Annotated in this window: 19 protein-coding genes and 1 pseudogene; 7 read left to right on the top strand and 13 right to left on the bottom strand. The window is 55.4% G+C overall.

Going from position 1 to position 23,555, the window contains the following annotated elements:
* Positions 1 to 53: 53 nt before the first annotated feature.
* The 6 genes from COHPA_RS0118655 to COHPA_RS0118630 form a co-directional block, all read right to left on the bottom strand.
* Complete coding sequence (locus COHPA_RS0118655; RefSeq protein ID WP_027087668.1) at positions 54 to 2,234, bottom strand: Tex family protein; 2,181 nt, start codon at positions 2,232 to 2,234, stop codon at positions 54 to 56.
* Between the two features lie 34 nt (positions 2,235 to 2,268).
* Positions 2,269 to 3,513: an aminopeptidase gene (locus COHPA_RS0118650; protein ID WP_027087667.1), complete on the bottom strand. Its 1,245-nt coding sequence runs from the start codon at positions 3,511 to 3,513 to the stop codon at positions 2,269 to 2,271.
* A gap of 75 nt (positions 3,514 to 3,588) precedes the next feature.
* Complete coding sequence (locus tag COHPA_RS0118645) at positions 3,589 to 3,939, bottom strand: type II toxin-antitoxin system PemK/MazF family toxin (protein WP_027087666.1); 351 nt, start codon at positions 3,937 to 3,939, stop codon at positions 3,589 to 3,591.
* A gap of 3 nt (positions 3,940 to 3,942) precedes the next feature.
* Complete coding sequence (locus COHPA_RS0118640; protein ID WP_027087665.1) at positions 3,943 to 4,224, bottom strand: CopG family ribbon-helix-helix protein; 282 nt, start codon at positions 4,222 to 4,224, stop codon at positions 3,943 to 3,945.
* 134 nt (positions 4,225 to 4,358) lie between these two features.
* Positions 4,359 to 5,552: an alanine racemase gene (alr, locus tag COHPA_RS0118635; RefSeq protein ID WP_027087664.1), complete on the bottom strand. Its 1,194-nt coding sequence runs from the start codon at positions 5,550 to 5,552 to the stop codon at positions 4,359 to 4,361.
* A gap of 161 nt (positions 5,553 to 5,713) precedes the next feature.
* The gene (locus tag COHPA_RS0118630; protein ID WP_027087663.1) at positions 5,714 to 6,823 is read right to left on the bottom strand and encodes a LolA family protein; all 1,110 of its coding nucleotides are present in this window, start codon (positions 6,821 to 6,823) and stop codon (positions 5,714 to 5,716) included.
* A gap of 225 nt (positions 6,824 to 7,048) precedes the next feature.
* On the opposite strand from COHPA_RS0118630, the gene COHPA_RS24605 reads away from it, so the two are divergent.
* Positions 7,049 to 9,190: a cellulose binding domain-containing protein gene (locus COHPA_RS24605; protein WP_027087662.1), complete on the top strand. Its 2,142-nt coding sequence runs from the start codon at positions 7,049 to 7,051 to the stop codon at positions 9,188 to 9,190.
* 62 nt (positions 9,191 to 9,252) lie between these two features.
* On the opposite strand, the gene COHPA_RS0118620 is transcribed toward COHPA_RS24605, so the two are convergent.
* The 4 genes from COHPA_RS0118620 to COHPA_RS0118605 form a co-directional block, all read right to left on the bottom strand.
* Positions 9,253 to 9,948 carry an ABC transporter permease gene (locus tag COHPA_RS0118620; protein ID WP_027087661.1) on the bottom strand — a complete coding sequence of 232 codons (696 nt, stop codon included), beginning with the start codon at positions 9,946 to 9,948 and terminating at the stop codon, positions 9,253 to 9,255.
* Entirely contained in the window at positions 9,941 to 10,864 is a 924-nt protein-coding gene (locus tag COHPA_RS0118615) for an ABC transporter ATP-binding protein (RefSeq protein WP_027087660.1), read from the bottom strand. Before COHPA_RS0118615 ends, COHPA_RS0118620 begins: the two co-directional genes overlap by 8 nt.
* Positions 10,865 to 10,926: 62 nt before the next feature.
* Positions 10,927 to 11,892, bottom strand: coding sequence for an ATP-binding protein (locus COHPA_RS0118610; RefSeq protein ID WP_027087659.1), 966 nt, complete (start codon positions 11,890 to 11,892; stop codon positions 10,927 to 10,929).
* A 1-nt stretch (position 11,893) separates the two neighbouring features.
* The gene (locus tag COHPA_RS0118605) at positions 11,894 to 12,592 is read right to left on the bottom strand and encodes a response regulator transcription factor (protein ID WP_027087658.1); all 699 of its coding nucleotides are present in this window, start codon (positions 12,590 to 12,592) and stop codon (positions 11,894 to 11,896) included.
* Between the two features lie 169 nt (positions 12,593 to 12,761).
* Between COHPA_RS0118605 and COHPA_RS0118600 the strand changes: the two genes are divergently transcribed.
* The 5 genes and pseudogenes from COHPA_RS0118600 (at position 12,762) to COHPA_RS0118585 (ending at position 16,887) form a co-directional block, all read left to right on the top strand.
* Positions 12,762 to 14,351, top strand: coding sequence for a spore germination protein (locus COHPA_RS0118600; protein ID WP_027087657.1), 1,590 nt, complete (start codon positions 12,762 to 12,764; stop codon positions 14,349 to 14,351).
* 14 nt (positions 14,352 to 14,365) lie between these two features.
* Positions 14,366 to 15,247 carry a GerAB/ArcD/ProY family transporter gene (locus COHPA_RS23795; protein WP_342667820.1) on the top strand — a complete coding sequence of 294 codons (882 nt, stop codon included), beginning with the start codon at positions 14,366 to 14,368 and terminating at the stop codon, positions 15,245 to 15,247.
* Between the two features lie 200 nt (positions 15,248 to 15,447).
* Positions 15,448 to 15,669 carry a hypothetical protein gene (locus tag COHPA_RS0118590; RefSeq protein WP_027087655.1) on the top strand — a complete coding sequence of 74 codons (222 nt, stop codon included), beginning with the start codon at positions 15,448 to 15,450 and terminating at the stop codon, positions 15,667 to 15,669.
* 26 nt (positions 15,670 to 15,695) lie between these two features.
* A pseudogene (locus COHPA_RS26565) lies at positions 15,696 to 15,821 on the top strand (Ger(x)C family spore germination protein); the annotation flags it as partial.
* An 88-nt stretch (positions 15,822 to 15,909) separates the two neighbouring features.
* Positions 15,910 to 16,887 (top strand): Ger(x)C family spore germination protein, encoded by a 978-nt coding sequence (locus COHPA_RS0118585; protein ID WP_027087654.1) that lies wholly within the window; start codon positions 15,910 to 15,912, stop codon positions 16,885 to 16,887.
* 5 nt (positions 16,888 to 16,892) lie between these two features.
* Here the strand turns inward: COHPA_RS0118585 and COHPA_RS0118580 are convergent, their stop codons facing one another.
* Positions 16,893 to 19,346 carry an EAL domain-containing protein gene (locus COHPA_RS0118580; RefSeq protein ID WP_245590310.1) on the bottom strand — a complete coding sequence of 818 codons (2,454 nt, stop codon included), beginning with the start codon at positions 19,344 to 19,346 and terminating at the stop codon, positions 16,893 to 16,895.
* Positions 19,347 to 19,550: 204 nt separating this feature from the next.
* Here COHPA_RS0118580 and COHPA_RS0118575 point away from each other — a divergent pair, with 204 nt between their 5' ends.
* A complete protein-coding gene (locus COHPA_RS0118575) occupies positions 19,551 to 20,723 on the top strand; it encodes a M20 family metallopeptidase (RefSeq protein WP_027087652.1) in 1,173 nt (390 codons plus the stop codon).
* 41 nt (positions 20,724 to 20,764) lie between these two features.
* On the opposite strand, the gene COHPA_RS25690 is transcribed toward COHPA_RS0118575, so the two are convergent.
* Both COHPA_RS25690 and groL read right to left on the bottom strand, forming a co-directional pair.
* Positions 20,765 to 21,541 (bottom strand): hypothetical protein, encoded by a 777-nt coding sequence (locus COHPA_RS25690; RefSeq protein ID WP_156926700.1) that lies wholly within the window; start codon positions 21,539 to 21,541, stop codon positions 20,765 to 20,767.
* Positions 21,542 to 21,876: 335 nt separating this feature from the next.
* The gene (gene groL, locus COHPA_RS0118570) at positions 21,877 to 23,505 is read right to left on the bottom strand and encodes a chaperonin GroEL (RefSeq protein WP_027087651.1); all 1,629 of its coding nucleotides are present in this window, start codon (positions 23,503 to 23,505) and stop codon (positions 21,877 to 21,879) included.
* Between the last annotated feature and the right edge of the window lie 50 nt (positions 23,506 to 23,555).

Raw genomic sequence — 23,555 nt, 5'->3', positions numbered from 1 at the left:
TAAAAAGAAGAAACCGCCGGAATCGGCCTCCGGCGGCTCCGTACGGAATCTGATTAAGGCTGACGCATCGTCAAACTGACGCGGCCTTTCTTGAGATCGACGCCGATGACCCAGACGGTGACGGTATCGCCTACCGCGACGACTTCTGTCGGGTGTTTCACGAACTTGTTGCTGAGCTGCGATACGTGGACAAGTCCGTCGTTCTTGATGCCGATATCGACAAACGCGCCGAAGTCGACCACGTTGCGAACCGTTCCTTTCAGCTCCATGCCCGCTTTCAAATCCTCGATGTCAAGCACGTCGGTATGGAAGATCGGCTGCGGCAGCTCGTCGCGAGGGTCTCGGCCCGGACGCATCAGGCTGTCCACGATATCCCGAAGCGTCGGAACGCCAACCCCGAGCGTGACGGATAGCTCGGAGAGATCAAGCGCTCTCAGCTTCTCGTTCACTGGGTCCGAACCGATATCCGACACGTTCAATCCGAGCTCCTTGAACAGCTTCCCCACGACGTCGTACGATTCCGGATGAATCGGCGTCCGGTCGAGCGGATTCGCTCCGTCCGTAATGCGGAGGAAGCCTACGCATTGCTCGAACGTCTTCGCTCCGAGTCTAGGTACCTTCTGCAGCTGAGCGCGCGACGCGAACTTGCCGATCTCTTCGCGCTGCTTGACGATATTCTTCGCCAGCGTAGCGTTAATGCCCGACACGTAGGACAACAGGGACGGAGAGGCGGTATTCACGTCTACTCCGACATGGTTTACCGCCGACTCGACGACGCCTGACAAGCTCTCGTCCAGCCGCTTCTGCGTCACGTCGTGCTGGTATTGGCCGACGCCGATCGCCTTCGGCTCGATCTTCACGAGCTCGGCCAGCGGATCCTGCAGGCGGCGCGCGATCGATACCGCGCTGCGCTCCGCGACGTCGAGCTCCGGGAACTCCTCTTGCGCGAGCTTCGACGCCGAATAGACGCTCGCGCCCGCTTCGTTAACGATGAGATACTGCAGCTTGCGCTCCGGCATCGCGTGAATGACGCTTACGACGAATTGCTCCGTCTCGCGGGAAGCGGTGCCGTTGCCGACGACGATCAGCTGCACGCCGTATTGCGTGATAAGACGGCGGAACAGCGCCTCGGCCTCCGCTTTCTTATTATGCGGAGGCGTAGGATAGCTGACCGCCACCTCCAGCAACTTGCCCGTCTCGTCCACGACGGCCAGCTTGCAGCCCGTCCGGTAAGCCGGATCGACGCCTAGCACGACGCGGCCTTTGACCGGCGGCTGAAGCAGCAGGTTGCGTAAATTTTCCGAGAAAATCCCGATCGCGTGCTCCTCCGCCTTATCGGTCAGTTCGCCGCGAATCTCGCGCTCGATCGACGGGGCGATGAGGCGCTTATACGCGTCCTCAAGCATCGCGGCAAGCGTCTGCTGCACGATCGATGCGCCCCGAATATATCGGCGGCTCAGCTCCGCGTGAATCCGATCGGGCTGAACGTCGATGGAGACGCCGAGCACTTCCTCTCGTTCGCCGCGGTTGATCGCCAGCACGCGGTGCGGCGGCAGCCGCTTCACCGGCTCGGAATACTGATAATACATCTCGTATACCGATTCCGCGTCCGCGTTCTTAGCTTTGCTGTACAACACGCCCTGCTCCCACGTAAATCGGCGCACCCACTTGCGGATATCCGCTTCGTCGGCGACGTTCTCCGCAATGATGTCGCATGCGCCTTGCACCGCTTCCTCGGCGCTGTTGACGCCAACCTCGGGGTTTATGTATTTAGCCGCCTCGGCGAGCAGTTCGCCTTGTCTCGGCTGCGATAGAATCCATTGCGACAGCGGCTCCAGCCCGCGCTCCTTGGCGACGCTGGCACGCGTCTTGCGCTTCTGCCGATAGGGCCGGTACAGGTCTTCGACCTCCTGAAGCTTCGCGGCTTTCTCGATCGCCGCTTGCAGCTCCGGCGTCAGCTTGCCCTGCTCCTCGATGAGCCGGATCACTTCCGCTTTGCGATCCTCCAGCCCTTTCAAATACGTCCGGCGATCGTCGATCGCGCGAAGCTGATTCTCGTCCAGCTCGCCCGTCATCTCTTTGCGGTACCGCGCGATGAAAGGGATCGTATTGCCGTCATCGAGCAACGCCGCCACCGTTCGGATTTGGCCGATTCCGATCCCAAGCTCCGCCGAAATCTGGCGTATCATTCTTTCCTGAATATCCGCGCCTGACACAACCTGTAACTCACCCATGAACCTTAAGCCTCCCGCACCCAACCGACTATTTTTAGAACGCCCAATTCCCTTCGCGGAACACCGGAACAACGTTACCGTCCGCCGTTACGCCGTCGATGTCCATCTCGGCCGAGCCGACCATGAAGTCCACGTGCGTGATGCTCGCGTTCACGCCGCAAGCCTCCAGTTCTTCGGGGGACATCTCTTTGCCTCCTTTGACATTGAACGCATAACCGCTTCCGATCGCAAAATGGTTCGAGGCGTTCTCGTCAAACAGCGTGTTCAGGAACAGCACGTTCGACCGGGAGATCGGCGACTGGTGCGGCACGAGCGCCACTTCACCCAAGTAGTGCGAGCCTTCGTCGGAGTCGACCAGCTTCTGCAAAATCTCTTGCCCTTGCTCCGCTTCGACCTTCACGATACGCCCTTGCTCGAACGTCAGCTTGAAGCCGTCGATAATGTTGCCTCCGTAGCTGAGCGGCTTCGTGCTGGACACGTACCCGTTAACGCCGTTCTTATTCGGCACGGTGAACACTTCCTCCGTCGGCATGTTCGCCATGAACGGAGTCCCTTGCGCGTTCACGCTGCTGGCCGCCACCCACAGATGCTTCTCCGGCAGCTCTACCGACAGCTCGGTGCCCGGCGCGCGATACAGCAGCTTCGCGAAATGCTTCTCGTTCAGCCAATCGCTCTTCGCGTGCAAATTGGCGTTATGCTCATCCCATGCCTTGACCGGATCTTCCTCGTTCAAGCGGACCGCCTGGAAGATCGCCTCCCACAGCTTCGCGACCGCCGTCTCCTCGTCTTCGCCCGGAAATACTTTCGTCGCCCAGTTCTTCGTCGAAGCGGAGACGACGCTCCAACTGATCCGGTCCGCCTGAATCGCTCGTCTGAATTCTCGAAGTCCAGTGCCGGCCGCCTTCTGGTAATTCGAGATCCGCTCGGCCTTAATGCCCTTGAGCAGGTCCGGGTTCGGAGCGCTGATGGATACGACGACCCCGTTGTTCTGTACTACTTCGTGCCGCTTGATCGTCTCCCACTCCGGAAACCGGGTGAACGTTTCGTCCGCGGCCTTCTCGTACTTAAGCCGGGACAGCGCTTCGTCGACCCAATCGACGTGCACGTCGCTCGCTCCCGCCTCGTACGCTTTCTCCGCGATCAGCCGAACGAGCGGAGCCAGCTCGAGCAGCGCCCCGTTAATAAGCACCGGTTGCCCCGGCTGCACGTTAACGCCTACTCTGACGATCAACTCGGCGTATTTTTCCAATTGCGCGTTTAAATCCAACGTTGTCGACATGCTGTCAACTCTCCCTTTGATCGCAAATAAGACAGGCAACCGCCATAAGCTAGCAGCCCCTGTCTTTCGTGTTTTTTAAAAATCAATTAAGCCGACGCTGATCTGCAATGCCTCATCGACTTTGCGCATCGTATCGTCTTCCAGATGCGTGATTTTATCGGTTAGCCGCTGCTTATCGATGGTACGTATCTGTTCGAGCAAAATGACCGAATCGCGCTCCATCCCATGCGTCTTCGCATCGATTTCCACGTGAGTGGGCAATTTCGCTTTCTGGATCTGCGCCGTGATGGCGGCTACGATCACCGTCGGACTGAACCTGTTGCCGATATCGTTCTGGATCACCAGCACGGGGCGTACGCCGCCTTGTTCCGAGCCGACGACCGGAGACAAATCCGCATAGTATACATCCCCGCGTTTAACGATCAAGTGCTACACCCCGCTTACGAGGCGTCCGAGTGATCTTTCGGCGTCTTCTTCCGCTTGGAACGCTTCCGAAGCCATATGGAGGTTGATCTTAGCCATCTCGAGATAGCCGCGCTGCATCGCGTCGCGAATAAGCCGATTTTTACGATCGACCAAGTACTCCTTCATCGCCTGGCGAATGATCTCGCTGCGATTCGTGTTTTCCTTAGCTACGACAAAATCGACCTCGCGCAGCAATTGATCGGGAAGACTGATCATAATCCGTTTCGTATTATGAAGATTGGCCACCGAACAGACACCCCCAAAGGTTTTCCAGCACGCAACCTAATTCCCAGTATGCATGTGTATGAAGCAAAATATACGAATACTCTCGTAACCATTCTAGATATATAACATACTTTCCTGCTCGATGACGAGATTTTTCATGAACCAGATGTTCCCAATACCGGGTTCGTTACGGCTGCCGTTGATCCGCCCCGCTTGTAGACGCGCGGCACTCTCGCCGCTATCATGCACGCGACCTCGTAGGGAATCGTGCCGAGCTTGCCGGCGACCTCCTCGATGGTGATCGACGCATCGCCTTGGCGGCCGATCAGTACCGCTTCTTCGCCAAGCCGTACATCCTCTTCTCCTGCCTCAACCGCGTCGTCGAGCCGAATCATGCACTGATCCATGCAGATCGTGCCTAGCACCGGCACCCGCCGTCCGCGCACGAGCGCTTCCGCCTTACCGGTCAGCATCCGGCTGAAACCGTCCGCATAGCCGATCGGAATCGTGCCGATCGTCTCTTCGCGCTCCGTGAAGTATCTCGTACCGTAGCTAATGCCTTCCCCAGCCGACAATCTCTTCGCATGGACGACCTTCGTCTTCAGCGTCAGAACAGGCTCCAAAGCGACGGACCCGCCGTTCACTTCCGAGCTCGGATAACACCCGTACATGCTGATGCCCAGTCTAAGCATCCCGCCGACATGCCCGGGGAGATCGATCCCCGTCGCGCTGTTGCCGGAATGGACGATCGGTATATGGAAGCCGCTCTGCTTCGCGAATTTCACGACGCTGGCGAAGCGCTCGGCTTGCATAAGCGTATACTGTTTATCCGACTCGTCCGCGCGCGCGAAATGAGTGAAAATGCCCTCGATTTCCAGACCCGGAATCCCGAAAGCACGCCGGATAAACCTCTCTGCGGGCTCTCCCGGAAGAACGCCAAGCCGTCCCATTCCCGAATCGATCTTCACGTGCGCTTTCAGCTTGCGGTCCGACGGAGGCAACGCTGCCGCCGCGTCGAGAATGTCGTCGCGGTACAACGTCACCGTAATTCCTTGGTCCCGGGCGATAGGCAGCCCTTCCGGCGGCGTGAAGCCCAGCACGAGGATCGGCGCTTCGATCCCCGCCTCCCTAAGCTGCAACGCCTCGTCCAAGAACGCTACGCCCAAATAATCGATGCCCGCATGTACGGCGGACCGCGCAACCTCTACCGCCCCGTGTCCGTACGCGTTAGCTTTCACGGACGCGAGCAATAGCGTTCCGTACGGCAGATGCTTGCGGAACGCTGCAATGTTGCTCTCCAGGGCATCGAGGGAAATCTCGGCCACGGTCGGCCGGTAATAACTGTCCACGGTCGAGCCACCTTCCCCGCTACTCTAGCTACAATAAAGTAATGTTAACGGGCGGCGGCGCTACTGTCAACGATTCAGAGGCATGCAACGATTTCCTATCGAGAGTGCCCGTATGGCAAAGAGGCCGATCATTCGTTGATCGGCCTCCGTTTCCGCCATCGTTACTTACCGGAAGTTTCCTCCATCGATTGCGCGATCTTCACCATATCCGCTTGCTCGAGATCGGAGCTGATCAACCTATACTCCGTTCCGTTGTAGGTCCAAGTCAACGTTCTCGTCTCGCCTTGCGTCAGGTGGCCCATCGTGAAGCCGAGATCGATCGCCAGCCCTTTCATCAGCGTTACCGCTTGATCTCTGGATACCATCTCGAGAATCGTGAAGTCATAAGCTCCGGAATAGCGCAGCATGACGCCCGTGCTCTCGCCGAGCTGCACGTCCGTCGGCTGTTCGAGCAGTTGCACGCCGACCGGCAACGCTTCCGGATCCGGTTCGACGATCGTCACGCTCGCTTGCGGCGCGGCGGTCGTCGGATCGACTTCCTGACCCGAGGTTTGGTTGTCCTTGGACGCATCCGGCGAATTGGCTTTATCCGCGCTCGAGCTTGGCTGCGCCGAGTCGGAAGGCTTCGCTTTCTGGCCGCCCATGTTCTGATTCATATCGAAGGCGGAATTATCGAATTTCGTCCCGAACTCGAACGAATCGAAATTGACCTCGACCATCGTATGGGCGCTCGTGTCGGTGACTTCCACTCTTAGCGGCTTGTAGTTGTCTTGATCGAGCCAAATTTTCTGCCTTGCGAACGAGCCGTTCTGATAGTTGGCCGCCATGACGTCGAACACGTAGGCGTCCTTGTCTTCCGCGAATTGTCTCGAATTATCCATTACGATGCTTTGCACGAGCGTCTGGTACAAGTACACTTGGCCTTGGTTTTTCGGCCAATCGCTTTGGAACCGGTAGCTCTTGTTCAACTGAGGCGTAAGCACGAATACGCCTTCGTTGTTGCGGAGCACGATCTGCGTGATATCGCGCTTCTCGTTCGTGAGGGAGATCCGATAATAATCCGGCTTTTGGTACCACACTTCCACTTTGTACTTCTGCGGCTGCTGACCCGTATGTAAAGTCATCGTGCCGCTTCCTTGATAGCTTTCCATTTTGCTTACCACTTTGTCCAGGTCCTTCACGATCGAATCCGCATTCTTGCCCCCGCAACCCGCTAAGACGAAGGTCATTAGCAGGGCAAGAGCGGCGATCCAAGTAATTCGGCGACGCATGCGATCCACCCCTCTGCACATTGGTTAATCCATGGTTCATGCATATGAGGGGACTTGGACGATTATGCAGACAAGTTCGGCTCGGACGCGAGTCAAGCTCTAGAATTAACAAAAATATTGGAATTGAATGTCAGTTGAGGCGTGATATAATTATTTTGGTTTTGAAAACGTTTTCTTAAAAGTTCATGATTCATGTTTGCAAGCTTAATTCAAGGAGGATGGAACATGGAGGACATTAGGTTGTATGCTCAACGCAGCAATAAGCGATTATGGATGTACGCCCTGCTCGCGTTGGCCCTGGCGATGGCTGCCGTCTTCGGCGCCGCGCCGGCGAAAGCGGCTGCAACGCCTGAAATTACGGATTTTTCGTTTTACGCGGGTCCGTCGGAACTGCAAGCCGGCGCAGTCAAGCTGCAATGGACGGGGAAAAATGTAAGTCGATTCGTTATGACCCGATACGATGGGAATAGCTGGGTAACGTTCTACGAGACTACGGAGGAGGGGGCATATTTAGATCAGGGTTTGCAGCTCAACAAATATTATCAATATAACGTGATAGCCTATGATCTCTCGGGCAACGTTGGAAGACAGACCGGGTACGGGTTTAATCTTATTCACCTGTTCGTCGAACCGGATGCTGCCAACGGTAAGTTCAACGTGCATTGGACGTCGACGGTAGGCGATGATGTCATCTATGAGTTAATCGTAATGAAACCTTCCGGCTCAACTTTCATTGACGTACTTCCGCCTCAACCGATCTCGGGCTTGAGCGCGGTAGTCACCGGTCTTAATTATGACCAAACGTATGTTTTCTATCTTCATGTCAACAAAGCATCGACCGGGCAATATACGGGTATCTATACAAACCAAGTGTATTCAACGCTCTATTCGCAGCCGTTCCAGCTCCAAGCGACCGAGGGCAGCTCGCAAGTGAGCTTGAATTGGAATTCGCTGACGAATACGCAGAAATACACCGTTAAGCGCGCGACGCAAAGCAACGGTCCATACAGCATCGTATCGCCGGTGCTCACCGGCACCAGCTTCATCGATAATACTGTCCAGTACGGCACGATTTACTATTACATCGTCACGGCGACGAGCAATGCGGGCGCGAACCGCAATTCCAACGAAGCGGTCGTCACCCCGCACCCGCCTAACGGGCTGGCCGTTCAATATCGCGCGGCGGACAACCAGGACAATACGATGCTGCCTTTCCTGAGAATTAAGAATTTCCGCGGCACGCCGGCCGATCTGAGCAAGCTGAAGGTCCGGTACTGGTACTCCCAGGATTCCGCAACGCAAGACAACGTCTATTGCGACTGGGCACAGGTCGGCTGCGCGAACGCGCCGGCCGTCATCAAGATCGCGAGCGCCCCTTCCCCGACGGCGAATAGATATATCGAGCTATCGTTCCTGCCTTCCGCCGGATCGATCCAGCCGGGATCGACAAGCGGAGATATTCGGCTGCGCGTCGATAATACGACGTTCACGAACTACAACAAGCTGAACGATTATTCGTATATCGACGCGCAGACGTCATTCGCCGACTCCTCGCGAATTACGCTGTACGAGAACGGAAGCTTGATCTGGGGCGTCGAACCTAGCTCCGATCTGCCTTCGCCTCCGCAGAACGTAATGGCAATAGGAGGAAATTCGCAAGCGATGCTAAGCTGGGATCGACCGATCGGCGCCACTCGCTACACGGTCAAACGCGGAACAACGCCTACGGGACAGTTTACGCCGATTACTCCTTATGGCTGGACGCAGCAGCAGTTTACGGATGTAACCGCTCAGAATGGAACTAGATATTACTATATCGTAACCGCAGCCAACAACGGCGGCGAGAGCGCCCCTTCCGCGGTCGTCAGCGCCGTTCCGACCGCAAGCGAGCCGAATACGCCGCAATCTCTCGCCTCCATCTCGGCACAGTATCGACCAGGTGACAACAACGCGACGAATAATACGATCAATCCCTATATAAGTCTGAAGAATACCGGCAGCTCGCCGGTCGCGCTGAGCGAATTAAAGGTTCGATACTACTTCACCGTCGACGGAGATACGTCGCAGAACTTCGTCTGCGACTGGGCCCAGGTCGGTTGCGCCAACGTGCAAGGCAAGCTGGTGAAGCTGTCCACGGCGAAGTCCGGCGCGGATTACTATGCGGAATTCACGTTCGCAGCAGGAGCTGGCATGCTTGCGCCAGGCGCTTCTATCGGAGATATCCAAAGTCGAATCCACAAAACGAACTGGGGAAATTACAACGAGACGGGCGACTACTCCTATGACGGCTCTCGATCAACGCTAACCGACTCGAATAAGTTGACGATCTATCAGAACGATGTCCTTATCTGGGGCATTGAACCTTAAAGACATGGCAGAAGCCATCCTGGCGTCCTATACGGACTACCGGATGGCTTCGCTGTTTCATCTTATGCGGCGACGTCGGCGTGCTCCACTTTCCTGATCGCCAGATAAGCGATGACGATCCCTAGAGCGGCCAACGAAATCGGAATCGCGATGATCGAGTTTAAGGAGAACTCGTTCGTCCCGGAACAGACCAGCAACACGACGCCCAAGGAAGAGACGATCGTCGTCGAGACCGACAATTTCCTCATGCCGAAGAACAGCGGAATCAAACCCATGAAGCTGGCGGCTAGCGCATTCATCCCCATGCTGATCGCGGTCTCGGAGACGATGCCCGACGAGAGCTTCTCCGGTACGACATTCGCGAAGCGGTCGAACAGATAGAACGCGCAGCTTACCATGATGTCCGTATATACGATCGCGGCGAAAGTAAACAGAACGACGATAACGAGCTTCGATACGATTATCTTCCGGCGATTGACCGGATACATGAACAACAATGTAATCGTCTTGTTCTTATACTCGCCGATTACGATGCGCGCGATGAGCGTGGCGGCGAAAACGATGAACGTCCCTCTCACCATCGTGTCGATAATCATGAAGGCGTCCGCATACGTAGGGAACGCGACGGTGCCCTCGCTTTTCTCGGCTAACGCCAGGAAACAGAGCAAGGCGAAAATAACGAAGCTGGCGATGAAAGCTCCCCGAATATAACGGCCCATCTTGAACTTTTGCATTTCAAGTCTCATCAGTTTAAGCACTGAACTCCGCCCCCTTCATGACGCCTAAGAAGTACTCCTCGAGCGTGCTGCTCTTTTTGCCGATCGATTCGATGGCTACATCGTGATGGATTAACGTTCTCGTGATATCCTGCTGTTCCTTGCTCAGATCATAAATGCGAATCGACTCGTTACCGATGACGCGGAAGTTGGACAACCGAAGCTCGTGCTCGATGACGTAAGCCGCTTTGGCGCAATCGTGCGTCTTGAGCTCGATGTAAGATTTGTTCTTCTCCCTGACGTCCTCCATGGACACTTCCTCAAGGAGCATGCCGTTATTGATGACGCCGATCCGGTCCGCGACGAGCTCGATCTCCCCGAGAATATGACTGGAGATCAAGATCGTGATTCCGTACTCCCGGCTTAACGCCTTGAATATATCGCGAAACTCTTTGATGCCCATCGGATCGAGACCGTTGATAGGCTCGTCTAGAATGAGCAGCTCGGGCTTCGTTACGATCGCTCTTGCGATCCCGAGTCTTTGTTTCATTCCCAGCGAGAAATCTTTCACCATTTTGTTCTCGACGTTCCGTAGCCCGACAAGCTCAAGCGATTCGTCTATCGCATTCTTGTCGTGATAGCCCATATATTCGCAATGAAGCTTTAAGTTGCCCGCTGCCGTCAGCTTGTCGTAGAACACCGGATACTCGATGATCGCTCCCATTCTGCCCAACACGTCGTACGAGCCGGATGTCAGTCGTTGCCCGAACAGTTCGATCTCCCCTGCGGTCGGCTTCACCAGATTGGCGATCATTCTCATCACCGTCGTTTTGCCCGCCCCGTTCGGACCGAGAAACCCGTAAATTTCCCCCGCCCGCACGTTCATGTTGACGTTCCGAACGACGTCTTTCCCTTGATACGTCTTCGTTAATTGCCTTGTTCTTAATACGGTTGTCATAACGGCCTACCTCCCATTCGTTCTGCCTGTAATCATCATATCAGCCGAAATGATCTTTCTTCTTAACCGTTCCTTACGAGTTTCTTAAGATCGGTCGTCTTGAAGCGAATGGTGAATATCGTCTTGATGTTCGGATTGCTGTAGAGGTGAATCGTACCGCCCAGATGCTCGACCAACCTCTTCGTAATCGTGAGGCCAAGTCCGCTGCCCTGAAAAGCGCGATTCCTCGCGTCATCCAACGTATACATCCGTTCGAACACGCGGTCTCCATGCTGTTCCCCGATGCCTTTGCCTTCGTCCCAGACGTCAATGCGGGCATGTTCGTCTTCCCGCTCCAACGTGAGTCCGATGACTTTGCCGTCTCCGCCGTGCCGGATCGCATTGGAAATCAAATTGTTCAAGATGCGGTCGAGCGCGTCCTCATTGCCGTGTACGTATATCGGGTGCTCCGGAATGCGGATGATCACCTCGAAGCCTCGGGCCGTCAGAGCATCGTAAAATTGCAGAATGTTCCTCGAGCACGCTTCATTGAGCCGTACGGTCGAGATCGGAATCGGCGCGTCCTCGGACTCCAGCCTGGCCAAATCGAAAAACTTATTCATAAGCGTCAGCACTTCTCCGGCTTTGGCTTGCACTTTGGCTAGAAGCCGGTCTTTCTCTGCGGGATCGATGGCGGGATCGAGCTGAATCGTCTCCAAATAACCGAGGATGACCGTAAGCGGGGTTCTGAGATCGTGGGAGATGTTGGAGATCATCTTGCGCATCGCCGACTCCGTCTTGGAGAAATGAGCTTGCAACTTCTGATTCCGGTCGAGAAGCCGATTCATTTCGGCAAGAAGCGCCTTTAGCGGCTCGTCGTCCGTAAACAAGAGCAGCCTCTCTTTGGATTCATCGCCGATAATCCGGGATAGGTTGCTCGCGACGAGGGAGAGCTGACGGCTTCGGGAAATTTGGGAGCGACGTTGAAAATAGATGATGGTTAACAATATCGCGACAACGAGCAACAACGCGGCAATCATAAGATTCATTCTATTTACCTTCCCACTTGTAGCCGATCGCCCATAACGTCTTGATCAGCTGCGGATCGGACGGATTATCCTCGATTTTCTCCCGCAATCTTCTCATATGTACGTTGATGACGTTATCGTCGCCCATATAGTCGTCCTGCCAGACCAATCCGTAAATCTGAGCTTTCGTAAAAACGCGGTTCGGGTTCGTCGCGAGAAGCTTCAGAATGTCGAATTCCTTGGAAGTAAGCTTGATCGTTGCTCCGTCCTTCATCGCCGAGAAGTTATCCAGATCGATCGTCAATCGGTCGAACGTAAGTAATCGCGTCGCCTGTTGTTCTTCCCGGCCCGCGTATGTCGTCGCCCTTCTGATTCCCGCCTTGATTCTGGCGGCAAGCTCCAACATCGAGAACGGCTTCGTGATGTAGTCGTCGGCGCCGAAACCCAGCCCGAGCGCTTTGTCGACTTCGCCGTCCTTCGCCGACATGATCAGGATCGGAACCGCGCTCGACTCCCGCACTCGCCGGATCATCTCCAGCCCGTCCATTCCCGGCATCATCAGATCCGCGACGATGAAGTCGAGCCGCTCGCGCGCGGCGATCGACAAGCCTTCCTCCCCGTCGGCCGCCGTCGTGACCCGGAACCCTTCTTTCGTTAAATAGCCGCCGACCATCTCCGCGATCGACGCATCGTCTTCGACTAGCAATATATGATGTTGCATCCTTACCGCATCCTTCCGACTACGCCATATAAATCAGGATAAATATACCACTAGACGTTGCAAACGTCGATTTCGGCTGGAAATCGTGCATGAAGTTGGCAATTCCATCGCAACTTATGATGGAGAGGGACTAGGCTGTGCAAATCGGGCCACGGGGAGAATGCGCAGGATGCGAACGATAAAGGGTCTGATCGACGGCAAAAGAAAGAGAAAGTCGGCATCGTCAGCCTCCGAAGCTCCGGATGCGGTCGATCCTTTTCAGCCGGATCGGATGCATCCGGAGTTGAAGCGGAATGAACAAGCGCTTCGCGACGCCTTTAAGAGCTGCAGCGATATCGTATACCGCTCGTTTCAGTTCGAAGGTCGCACCGAATGCTTGCTCGTTTACGTAGAAGGACTCGCCGACTCCGACGGCCTCCAAAAGTTCGTCATTGCTCCTCTGACGCAAGGCAGCGGGGAAGCTTCCGGAGACATCGCTGCCAGTGTGAAACGTTCCGTTGCCGTTTCGGAGATTCGGGAAATGAGTACGTTGCAAGATTGCTCCAATCGCCTTCTCGACGGCGAACCGATTTTGCTGGTTGACGGCGTTGCTTCCGGACTGGCGCTTGGCCTCACGAAATGGGAATCCCGCAGCATTGAAGAGCCGGTTGCCGAATCGACCATTCGGGGACCTCGCGGAGGCTTTACGGAGACGCTGCGCATCAATACGGCGCAATTACGGCGGATTATCAAGAGCAGCCGGTTGAAGCTGGAGCCGTTGGAAATCGGCGAATATACCCGGACGAAAGTCGTTGTCGCCTATGTAGAGGGTCTTGCGGACACTAAGTTAGTAGATGAAGTCAAAGCTCGGCTTAGCCGAATCCGAATAGACGGCATCCTGGAGAGCGGCTATATCGAAGAATTGATCGAGGATCAGCCCTTCTCCCCTTTTCCCCAGCTAATCAGCACGGAACGGCCGGATACCGTGTGCAGCTCCTTGCTGGAAGGACGCGTCGCCATAATGATCGACGGTACGCCGTTCGCGCTCGTGGCACCGGTCACTTTTGTCTCTTTTCTGCAGGCCGCGGACGATTATTATCAACGGTTTCTCATCTCTACCATCGTCCGCTGGCTCAGGTACATCTTCCTTGCCCTTTCGCTTTTGCTGCCTTCTATTTATGTCGCGATATTGACGTATCACCAAGAGATGGTTCCCGGGACTTTACTGCTGAGCATGGCGAGCTCGCGAGAAATCGTACCGTTCCCCGCGTTAGTCGAAGCTTTGCTCATGGAGGCGACCTTCGAAGCGCTTCGCGAAGCGGGCGTCCGGCTGCCTAAGCAGATCGGCGCGGCGGTGAGTATCGTCGGGGGGCTGGTAATCGGACAAGCCGCTGTACAGGCAGGCATCGTGACGGCGCCGATGGTCATCGTCGTCGCCTTGACCGGGATCTCTTCCTTTATGATCCCCCGCTACGTTGCCGGAATTTCGGTCAGGATGCTTCGGTTTCCGATGATTCTTCTCGGCGGAACGCTCGGGCTTCTTGGCGTCATGATGGGGACGATCGCCATCGTACTTCATATGGGCAGCTTGCGTTCATTCGGCGTTCCCTACCTGTCCACCTTGCAAACGCCGATATTCGACGAAATGAAGGACGTATTGATCCGTGCTCCCTGGTGGTCGATGAGGCGTCGTCCGCGATTTACGGGAGAATATAACGCTCTTCGTCAACCGCCCGCCCAGAAACCTGGACCTGACAAGGGAGGCGGTGCCGGTAATTAATGGAGGGATGAAGTCTGGATAAAGAAGTTAAAATTTCCGCTTTACAGCTGGCGCTGATGATGTATCCAACCGTGCTCGCTACAGGTTTCCTATCATTGCCGACCATTTCGGCCCAATTCGCGAATAACGATCTATGGCTAACGCCGATATTCGCTTCGTTATCCGGTTTATTGGCTATATTCCTCGCCACGCGACTGCATAGGCTCTATCCGGGCCAGACCATTGTCGAGTACAGCCGGAGTATCGCAGGCGCCATTCCTGGAACGCTGTTCGGCTGCTTTTATTTACTCTCTGTCCTGCAGGACACGGGACTGATGATCCGGCAATACGCGGAATTCGTGACAGGGGCGTTCCTCTTCAAGACTCCGATGCTGCTCGTCATCTCTTCCCTTATGCTGCTCTCGGCGATAGCCGTGCGAGGCGGGGTCGAACTGCTGGCCAGGTGCGCCGTCATTTTCACGCCGCTGTTCTGCCTTCCGCTTTTCTTCTTATTGCTGTTGATCCCGGAGCTTCATGCCCAATATCTATTACCGGTTCTGGAGCGGGGGATTGTTCCCGTACTGCAAGGCTCGGCGACTCCGCAAGCTTGGTTTAGCGAATTATTCATCATGTCTTTCTTCCTCCCCCGCTTGGCGGATCCGGACAAAGCAGGAAAGTGGGGGGCGATCTCGCTAACCGCCGTCATCCTCAGCTTGCTATATATCGACTTTATCGCTCTGCTTCTGCTCGGACCTGATCTTAGCAACAAAATCTATCCCGTGCTTGTCGCGTTCCGCTATATCAGCCTTGCCGACTTTTTCGAAAACCTGGAAGCTATGCTGCTTGCCATATGGGTAGTCGGCAATTTCGTTAAAATCAGCGTTTTTCTGTATGTAGCCGTTGTCACGCTGTCCTAAACGATGAAGCTTCGGAATTATCGCCCGATCGTTTATCCTGTTGCGCTATGGGTTGTCATTTGCAGTATTTGGGGCTTCCCGTCATTCGACATCTTGTCTGATGATCTCCGGTATGTAAGGCCATTCGAGCTCCCTATCGTGAACCTGTTCCTTCCGTCGATCCTGCTTGCCATCGCCTACTTGAAGGGAGCTGCCAAAGGTTGAACATCGGCATGTTCGCTGTAACGACGGTTGCCGCCGCAGTCATTGTCCGGCTGGAATGGAACAACGTCAAACAGATGTCCGCAAAGGATAAGACCGTATTTTTCGCCGTGATTGTCTCCGGGTGGGTGATGACCGGTCTCAATTTACCGCAATTGCCCGGACTCCACACGATATTCGGCATCATGTTCAAGCCGTTCAGGCCGCTCTTGGAGCAATAGTCTGTCGACCGAAAGGGGAATCATCGATGAAATTCGCGCTTGCGGCAGCGATCTCCTTCGCGCTGCTCGCGTTAGCAACGGGATGTTGGGACAGGGTAGAGCTAAACGATCTGTCTCTCGTTACCGCGATCGCGATCGATAAGCCTGAAGACGCTCCGATTCGGGTTACCGCTCAAATGCTTTTGCCGAGAACGCTTGGGGGCGGCGCAGGGGGGTGGCGGTGGCGGTGGCGGCGGTTCGATGCATCAGACGACGTTGCGATCCGAACAAGGGATCGACATTGCCGATGCCTTATCCAAGCTGCAAATGAAGCTGCCGCGGAAATTTTTCTGGGGGCAATGCAAAATTTTTCTGTTCGGCGAGGAAATCGCAAAGGACGGAATTCTCGAGTATATGGATTTTCTCCTGCGTCATCCTCAACCTCGCGAGACGGGATATGTGATGATCGCCAAAGGAGAGGCGGCGAAAATGCTCGAGCTGTTCCCGCCGATCGAAATCTCTTCTTCGGAGGTTCTGCAGGAGCTTTCGAAGATGAAGCATGGCCTGAATGTAACGTTGGAGGAATATAGCATCATGTTGAAGGGGGAGTCCCCGGCGACCGCTCTGCCGTTCGCACATATCTTGCCTCCGCCTAAGTCGGCCAAAAAAAACGATACAATCGCTTACCTTTCCGGGACGGCTATTCTCAAGCGCGGGAAGTTGGCCGGCGAGCTCTCGCCCGTCCTGACGCGCGGAGTCTTATGGATCCGGAACGAAATTGAAGAGTATACGATAACTTTTAAGGAACGGCAACAATCGGGTAATGTGGCGCTTAAGCCGATTCATGCGTCCGTTAGGCTTATTCCCCATATCGACGGCGAAGATTGGACGATGATCGTGAAAGTGAGGACGAATGGAGACATGGTAGCGAACGGTACAAACCTGAATCCGATGATTCCGACAATCGCGCGCCAAATAGAGACCGTCTTCGCAGAAGATGTCAAAGCCCGGATCGAAGAGACGATCGAGGAAGTCCAACGCAAGCAGAAAGCGGATATATTGGGATTCGCCGCGGCGTTCCACCGGAAGTATCCTAAGCAGTGGGCCAAAGTAAAAGGCCATTGGGATAAAGCATTCGCCGAGGTGCGGGTGAAGGTGGAAGTCGACGCGATTATCCGCAGATCTGGCCTGTTGAGCTGGCCCGACGGGATGTCCAAGGAAAAGGCGGAGCTCAACTAATCGGGTTATCCTAGAGAATCGTTCATCGGACGCTCGTCCAAATTATCGGCTACGTAACGCACCAATTCTTCCGCCGCCAACGGCTTGCTGTAATAATAGCCTTGAATCTCGTCGCATCCGTTATCGAGCAGCAGCTGCAATTGTTCTTTCGTCTCGACGCCTTCGGCGATGACGTTCATCTTAAGATGGTGGGCCATGGAGATGATCGTCTCGACGATCGCGCGATCGTCCTCGTTCGTCGTTATCTCTTGTACGAAGGTCCGGTCGATCTTAAGCCGCTCGATCGGGAACATGCGCAAGTAGCTTAACGAGCTGTATCCCGTTCCGAAATCGTCCAAGCTGAACCGAATGCCCATTTCCATTAGCTTCTGCAAGATCGAGCTCGCCCTCGAGGCGTCCATCATGATGCTCTCCGTAATTTCCAACTCCAGGTAAGCCGGGTCAAGCTCCGTCTCCCGCAGTACCGCCGCGACCAGATCGACAAGACGGTCGTCGAGCAGTTGCTGGGACGACAGATTGACGGACACCGGCACCTGCCAGCCGTACTGCGTCTGCCACTGCTTCATCTGCCGACAAGCTTCCCTGAGCACCCAGGCGCCGATGTCGCCGATAATTCCCGCCTCTTCCGCGACGGTGATAAATTGACCGGGCGGAACGAGCCCTTTGTCCGGGTGCGTCCATCTAAGCAACGCCTCGACGCCGATGATCCTGTTCTGCTCCGCGTTAATTTGCGGTTGATAGTGCAGCATCAGCTCGTTTCTTTCGATCGCTTTGCGCAGGTCGCTCTCAAGCTCCAGCTTGCCCAGAAGGTTCTCGTCCAATTGCTCGGAGTAGAAGCAGTAACCGTTCTTGCCGTTGCGCTTGACGTCGTACATGGCGGAGTCCGCCTTCTTCAGTAAATCCTCCACGCTGTCGCCGTGTTCCGGATATAGGGCGATGCCTACGCTGGCCGATACATAGAAGTCGTTGTCCTTGAGCCGGTACGGAATTTGCACGGCCTCGATAATACGCTCCGCCGCGCGCACGGCTGCAGACTCGATCGGATCGCCGTGGCAGATGACCGCGAACTCGTCCCCGCCCATCCGTCCGATCGTCACGTTCATGCCGACAGCCGCTTGGCGGAGCCGATCCGTAACCTGCAGCAGAAATTGATCGCCATAGGCATGTCCGAGCAAATCGTTAATGAGCTTAAAGCGGTCGATATCGATGACCAGAACGGCGAAATTGTCGGCCGACGATTCGCTTCGCTGAATCGCCTTGTCCAGCATTAGGTTGACCAGCCTGCGGTTAGGAAGGGACGTAAGCTCGTCATGATAGGCCAGATGTTGAATCTGTTCCTTCGACTTCTTCTCCTCGGTAATGTCCCTGAAGATGAAGTAAATTCCTTTAACTTCGTCGTCGATCGTCACGGGGACGCTCATGGCGCTCAAATTCACGGAATGGCCGGAAACGTGGTTGATGGCGGATTCCAGACGTTTCACTTGCGCGTCCTTCAAAGCGTAGATAAGCCAAAGGCTTGCCTTGCCGCGCTGTTCCTCGACGAATAGACCGATGATTCCGATCAACGGCTGATGCAAGAAATACTCCGCGGATCGCCCCGTCATGTTTACGAACGCCGGGTTGACGTCCACGATTACGCCTTTCGTATCGATCGTTACGATTCCGTCCGTGTGGTTCTCGTATAGCGAAATGTACCATTTGTTATGCTCGTACAACGCATGGTCCTTGCTCGACAACCGATGTCCGAGGATCGATACGGCAATGGCGATCGCCATCGCGACGAACGTGCTGGCCGCGACGAAGTACGCAAGCATCTCCTGATTCATGCCGACCCCGGCAACCTCGGAATGCGCGTTCATCTCGAAATGGGCGGCGATCATGCCGGTATAATGCATGCCCGCGATCGCCGCGCCCATCAGGACACCGCCGCCAAGCTTGTATAGAACCGAAATCCACGAATTCGCGCTGCGAAAATGAAAGGCGAACGCCAATGCGACATAAGAAGCCGCCATGGCGATCAGCACGGATAAAGCGAACCAGAACGGATCGTACCGGATTTGTACGTGCATGGCGGCCATGCCGGAATAATGCATAGCGGCGATTCCTGTACCGAGCAGCAAAGCTCCGGACAGATGCCGCTTGAGGGAAAGGCGGGCCACGCTAACGGCTTGAAGGGCAATGGCCGATGCGGCAATCGCGACGATATAGGAGACGACGATCCAATTCATATGGTATGTAATCGGCTCGGACAGCGTGACGGCCAGCATGCCCACGAAGTGCATCGACCAAATGCCTGTTCCGATAAGAAGCGCTCCGCACAGGAGCCAGACGATGCGGTTTTTGAATGCTTTCGCCGCGCTCACGCGGCCCGTTAGGTCCAACGCGGCATAGGAAGCAGAGACCGCGATGAGACACGATAAGAAGACGAGCGAATAATTGTAGGTGGCGTGTAAATGCATGAATTCCCGCTCCATTCTGACTGACAAGGCTGTGTCGGTTTCCTTCCTTTCAATATAGCATCTTTTCGTTTCGATGTACGTTAGAATCGACGGGATTTCGCGGTAAATTCACAGGTTATTCGCATACGCGACAACCGACTTGATTGCGCATGGTCGAAGCGATACGATGGTACATAGACAATGAAGATCAAGGGAGCTGGTCCCATGAATGAACATAAAAGGAAGATTCGCGAAGCCATCGACAACTATGCGCCGCGATTAAAGGAGCTTGCCGCTTACATCGGCGCGCACCCGGAGCTAGGGCATGAAGAGAAGCTGGCGTCGGCCAAGCTGGTGGATGCGCTAGAGTCGCTCGGCTATTCGGTAGAACGCGGTACGCTTGGCATCCCTACGGCCTTCCTAGCCGAATACCGTTCAAGCAAGCCGGGGCCGATCATCGGGCTGCTGGCCGAGTATGACGCGCTGCCGGACATCGGGCACGCCTGCGGGCACCATCTCATCTGCACGATGGCGCTCGGCGCTGCCGCGGGCTTGCGAGCCGTGGCGGACGGCACGGGAGGTACGATCCGCGTGTACGGCACGCCGGCCGAAGAGACGAAGGGCGCCAAAGTCGATATGGCGAACGCCGGTCTGTTCGACGATTGCGACGTCGCCCTGATGGCGCACCCGTATCATCGCCATGAACGTTCGGGAAGCTCGCTGTCGATGGACGCGCTGCAGTTCGAATTTCGCGGCAAGCCCGCCCATGCCGCTGCCAATCCCGAGCAAGGCGTTAACGCGCTCGATGCGGTCGTCCAGCTGTTCAATAACGTCGCCATGCTCAGACAGCAGACGCGCAGCGATACGCGCATTCACGGCATTATCGCCGAGGGCGGACAAGCGCCGAACATTATACCGGACTATACGATGGCGCAATTCTACGTGAGATCCGCCGCGCGGGCCTATACCGACGAGCTCTCCCGCAAAGTGAAGGCGTGTGCGGAAGCTGCGGCGCTAGCGACGGGCTGCACCGTCGAGGTCAGCAACTACGAATATTCGTACGACGAGCTCCGCACGAATCACGCGTTGTCCGAAGTATACACGGCCAACTTGATGGACGAGGGAATCACCCCGGACGAAATCCATGACGCCGAGGATCACGGCTCGCTCGATCTCGGCAACGTCTCGCTCAGATGCCCGGCGATTCACCCGTTCATTAAAGTCGTCGATCAGCCCTTCAATCTGCATACGGTGGAATTCCGCAATGCCGCGCAAACGCCTCCTGCCTACGAGGCCATGGTATTCGGCGCCAAGATGCTGGCGTTCACGGCGATCGAGGTGCTGACGAACGCGCAACTGCGGGCGCGTATTCGGGAAAAGTTCGAAGCTAGCCGTTGATTACAGCAACCCCCGCGACTCGGTTCGCGGGGGTTGCTGTATTACGGAGGTGCGCCGTAATAACGTTGTATGGCAACGCTAATCCGTCTCTGTCCCGGTGATGCGCCGTAATAACGTTGCGCGGCAACGCTAATCCGTCTCTGTCCCGGTGGTGCGCCGCAATAACGTTGTATGGCAACGCTAATCCGTCTCCGTCCCGGTGGTGCGCCGCAATAACGTTGTATGGCAACGCTAATACGTCTCTGTCCCGGTGGTGCCCCGTAATAACGTTGTATGGCAACGCTAATCCGTCTGTCCCGGTGGTGCGCCGCAATAACGTTGTATGGCAACGCTAATCCGTCTCTGTCCCGGTGGTGCGCCGCAATAACATTGTATGGCAACGCTAATCCGTCTCTGTCCCGGTGGTGCGCCGCAATAACGTTGTATGGCAACGCTAATCCGTCTCTGTCCCGGTGGTGCGCCGCAATAACATTGTATGGCAACGCTAATACGTCTCTGTCCCGGTGGTGCGCCGCAATAACGTTGTATGGCAACGCTAATCCGTCGCTGTCCCGGTGGTGCGCCGCAATAACGTTGTATGGCAACGCTAATACGTCTCTGTCCCGGTGGTGCGCCGCAATAACGTTGTATGGCAACGCTAATCCGTCTCTGTCCCGGTGGTGCGCCGCAATAACATTGTATGGCAACGCTAATCCGTCTCTGTCCCGGTGGTGCCCCGAAGTAACGTTGTATGGCAACGCTAATCCGTCTCTGTCCCGGTGGTGCCCCGAAGTAACGTTGTATGGCAACGCTAATCCGTCTCTGTCCCGGTGGTGCATGAATCGGCTTGCTGTCGATTCGCGCCTATATACACCTCGACTTTCGTTGGTGTAAGTGACGTTGTGGTTCCTGTGATAAAATAACAACAGTTTGCATTTATTTCGACTACCGACATGTCGTTATTAACATATAACAACGATTTGCATTTATTTCAGACCTCTAATCATTAATCCTCATATATATCGATCAAATACCTTTCGATTTGTTGTTATTTTTTCCACATCTTTTGATTTACCGAAAATAACTGTCGGTTTGCTGTTATTCGCGCTATCGATCAACTAAAAGAGGCTTCCCCGGAATGAATCCGGGGAAGCCTCCCAAGCCTTACGGCTTATTACATCATGTCCATGCCGCCCATTCCGCCCATGCCGCCTGGCATAGCCGGTTTATCCTTCTCAGGCTTGTCGGCGATAACCGCTTCGGTCGTCAGGAACACGCTCGCTACGGAAGCCGCGTTCTGAAGCGCGGTACGCGTAACTTTAACCGGATCGATGATGCCGGCTTCGAACATGTTGACCCACTCGCCGTTAGCGGCGTTGTAGCCGTTGCCTACCGGCTCGTTCTTCAGGCGCTCGACGATGACGGAGCCTTCTTGGCCCGCGTTCGCCGCGATCGTGCGGATCGGTTCTTCCAAAGCGCGAAGAATGATGTTAACGCCGGTTTTCTCGTCGCCGTCGGCTTTAACCGCAGCAACGGCGTTGTATACGTTCACGAGAGCCGTGCCGCCGCCGGATACGATACCTTCCTCGACAGCCGCGCGCGTAGCGTTAAGAGCATCTTCGATGCGAAGCTTGCGCTCTTTGAGCTCGGTTTCCGTCGCAGCGCCGACTTTGATAACCGCTACGCCGCCGGCCAATTTAGCCAGGCGCTCTTGCAGCTTCTCGCGGTCGAAGTCGGAAGTCGTCTCTTCGATTTGCGCTTTGATTTGGCTGACGCGAGCTTGAATGTCGGCCGAATCGCCTGCGCCGTCGACGATGATCGTGTTTTCTTTGGAGACGCGCACTTGGCGTGCCGTACCGAGCTGTTGGATGCTCGTCGATTTGAGCTCGAGGCCGAGCTCTTCCGTGATCACTTGGCCGCCCGTAAGAGCCGCGATGTCTTGCAGCATCGCTTTGCGGCGATCGCCGAAGCCAGGCGCTTTAACGGCAACGCATGTGAACGTGCCGCGAAGACGGTTCACGATCAGCGTCGCTTGCGCTTCGCCTTCTACGTCTTCCGCGATGATCAGGAGCTGCTTGCCGGATTGTACGACTTTCTCAAGCACAGGCAAGATCTCTTGGATGTTCGTGATTTTCTTATCCGTGATCAGGATGTACGGGTTGTCGAGAACCGCGATCATCTTGTCGGTGTCGGTAATCATGTAAGGAGAGATGTAACCGCGATCGAATTGCATGCCTTCCACGACTTCAAGTTCGGTTTGGAAGCCTTTCGACTCTTCGACGGTAATAACGCCGTCTTTGCCGACTTTCTCCATCGCGTCGGCGATCAGTTGGCCGACTTCTTCGTCAGCCGCGGAGATTGCGGCGACTTGCGCGATGTCGTTGCGGCCTTCGACTTGCTTGGAGATCGCTTGCAGCTTCTCTACTGCAGCGCGAACCGCTTTGTCGATGCCTTTGCGGATAACCATAGGGTTAGCGCCAGCGGTAACGTTCTTCAAACCTTCGCGAATCATCGCTTGGGCAAGAACGGTAGCCGTCGTCGTACCGTCGCCGGCAACGTCGTTCGTCTTCGTCGCGACTTCTTTAACGAGCTGTGCGCCCATGTTCTCGAAAGAATCCTCGAGTTCGATTTCTTTGGCGATCGTTACGCCGTCGTTCGTGATCAGCGGGGATCCGAATTTTTTCTCCAGAACGACGTTGCGGCCTTTCGGTCCAAGCGTTACTTTAACAACGTTCGCAAGAGCGTCTACGCCGCGAAGCATCGCGCGACGAGCGTCTTCGCTGAATCTGATTTCTTTAGCCATCGTTAAGAACCTCCTTGATAAAAATCAATTTTCGTCGGGCTCGAATGTTC

The sequence above is a fragment of the Cohnella panacarvi Gsoil 349 genome, from assembly GCF_000515335.1.
Lineage (GTDB): Bacteria > Bacillota > Bacilli > Paenibacillales > Paenibacillaceae > Cohnella > Cohnella panacarvi.
This window is presented reverse-complemented; position numbering and strand designations above follow the sequence as displayed.

What these genes read in the sequence shown, in the direction of transcription:
- COHPA_RS0118580 (WP_245590310.1), bottom strand. Translation starts at nt 19,346, where the DNA reads ATGCATTTACACGCCACCTACAATTATTCGCTCGTCTTCTTATCGTGT.
- COHPA_RS0118655 (WP_027087668.1), bottom strand. Translation starts at nt 2,234, where the DNA reads ATGGGTGAGTTACAGGTTGTGTCAGGCGCGGATATTCAGGAAAGAATG.
- COHPA_RS24605 (WP_027087662.1), top strand. Translation starts at nt 7,049, where the DNA reads ATGGAGGACATTAGGTTGTATGCTCAACGCAGCAATAAGCGATTATGG.
- groL (WP_027087651.1), bottom strand. Translation starts at nt 23,505, where the DNA reads ATGGCTAAAGAAATCAGATTCAGCGAAGACGCTCGTCGCGCGATGCTT.
- COHPA_RS0118650 (WP_027087667.1), bottom strand. Translation starts at nt 3,513, where the DNA reads ATGTCGACAACGTTGGATTTAAACGCGCAATTGGAAAAATACGCCGAG.
- COHPA_RS0118575 (WP_027087652.1), top strand. Translation starts at nt 19,551, where the DNA reads ATGAATGAACATAAAAGGAAGATTCGCGAAGCCATCGACAACTATGCG.
- COHPA_RS0118600 (WP_027087657.1), top strand. Translation starts at nt 12,762, where the DNA reads ATGCGAACGATAAAGGGTCTGATCGACGGCAAAAGAAAGAGAAAGTCG.
- COHPA_RS0118630 (WP_027087663.1), bottom strand. Translation starts at nt 6,823, where the DNA reads ATGCGTCGCCGAATTACTTGGATCGCCGCTCTTGCCCTGCTAATGACC.
- COHPA_RS0118615 (WP_027087660.1), bottom strand. Translation starts at nt 10,864, where the DNA reads ATGACAACCGTATTAAGAACAAGGCAATTAACGAAGACGTATCAAGGG.
- COHPA_RS0118610 (WP_027087659.1), bottom strand. Translation starts at nt 11,892, where the DNA reads ATGAATCTTATGATTGCCGCGTTGTTGCTCGTTGTCGCGATATTGTTA.
- COHPA_RS0118605 (WP_027087658.1), bottom strand. Translation starts at nt 12,592, where the DNA reads ATGCAACATCATATATTGCTAGTCGAAGACGATGCGTCGATCGCGGAG.
- COHPA_RS0118585 (WP_027087654.1), top strand. Translation starts at nt 15,910, where the DNA reads ATGCATCAGACGACGTTGCGATCCGAACAAGGGATCGACATTGCCGAT.
- COHPA_RS25690 (WP_156926700.1), bottom strand. Translation starts at nt 21,541, where the DNA reads ATGCACCACCGGGACAGAGACGGATTAGCGTTGCCATACAACGTTACT.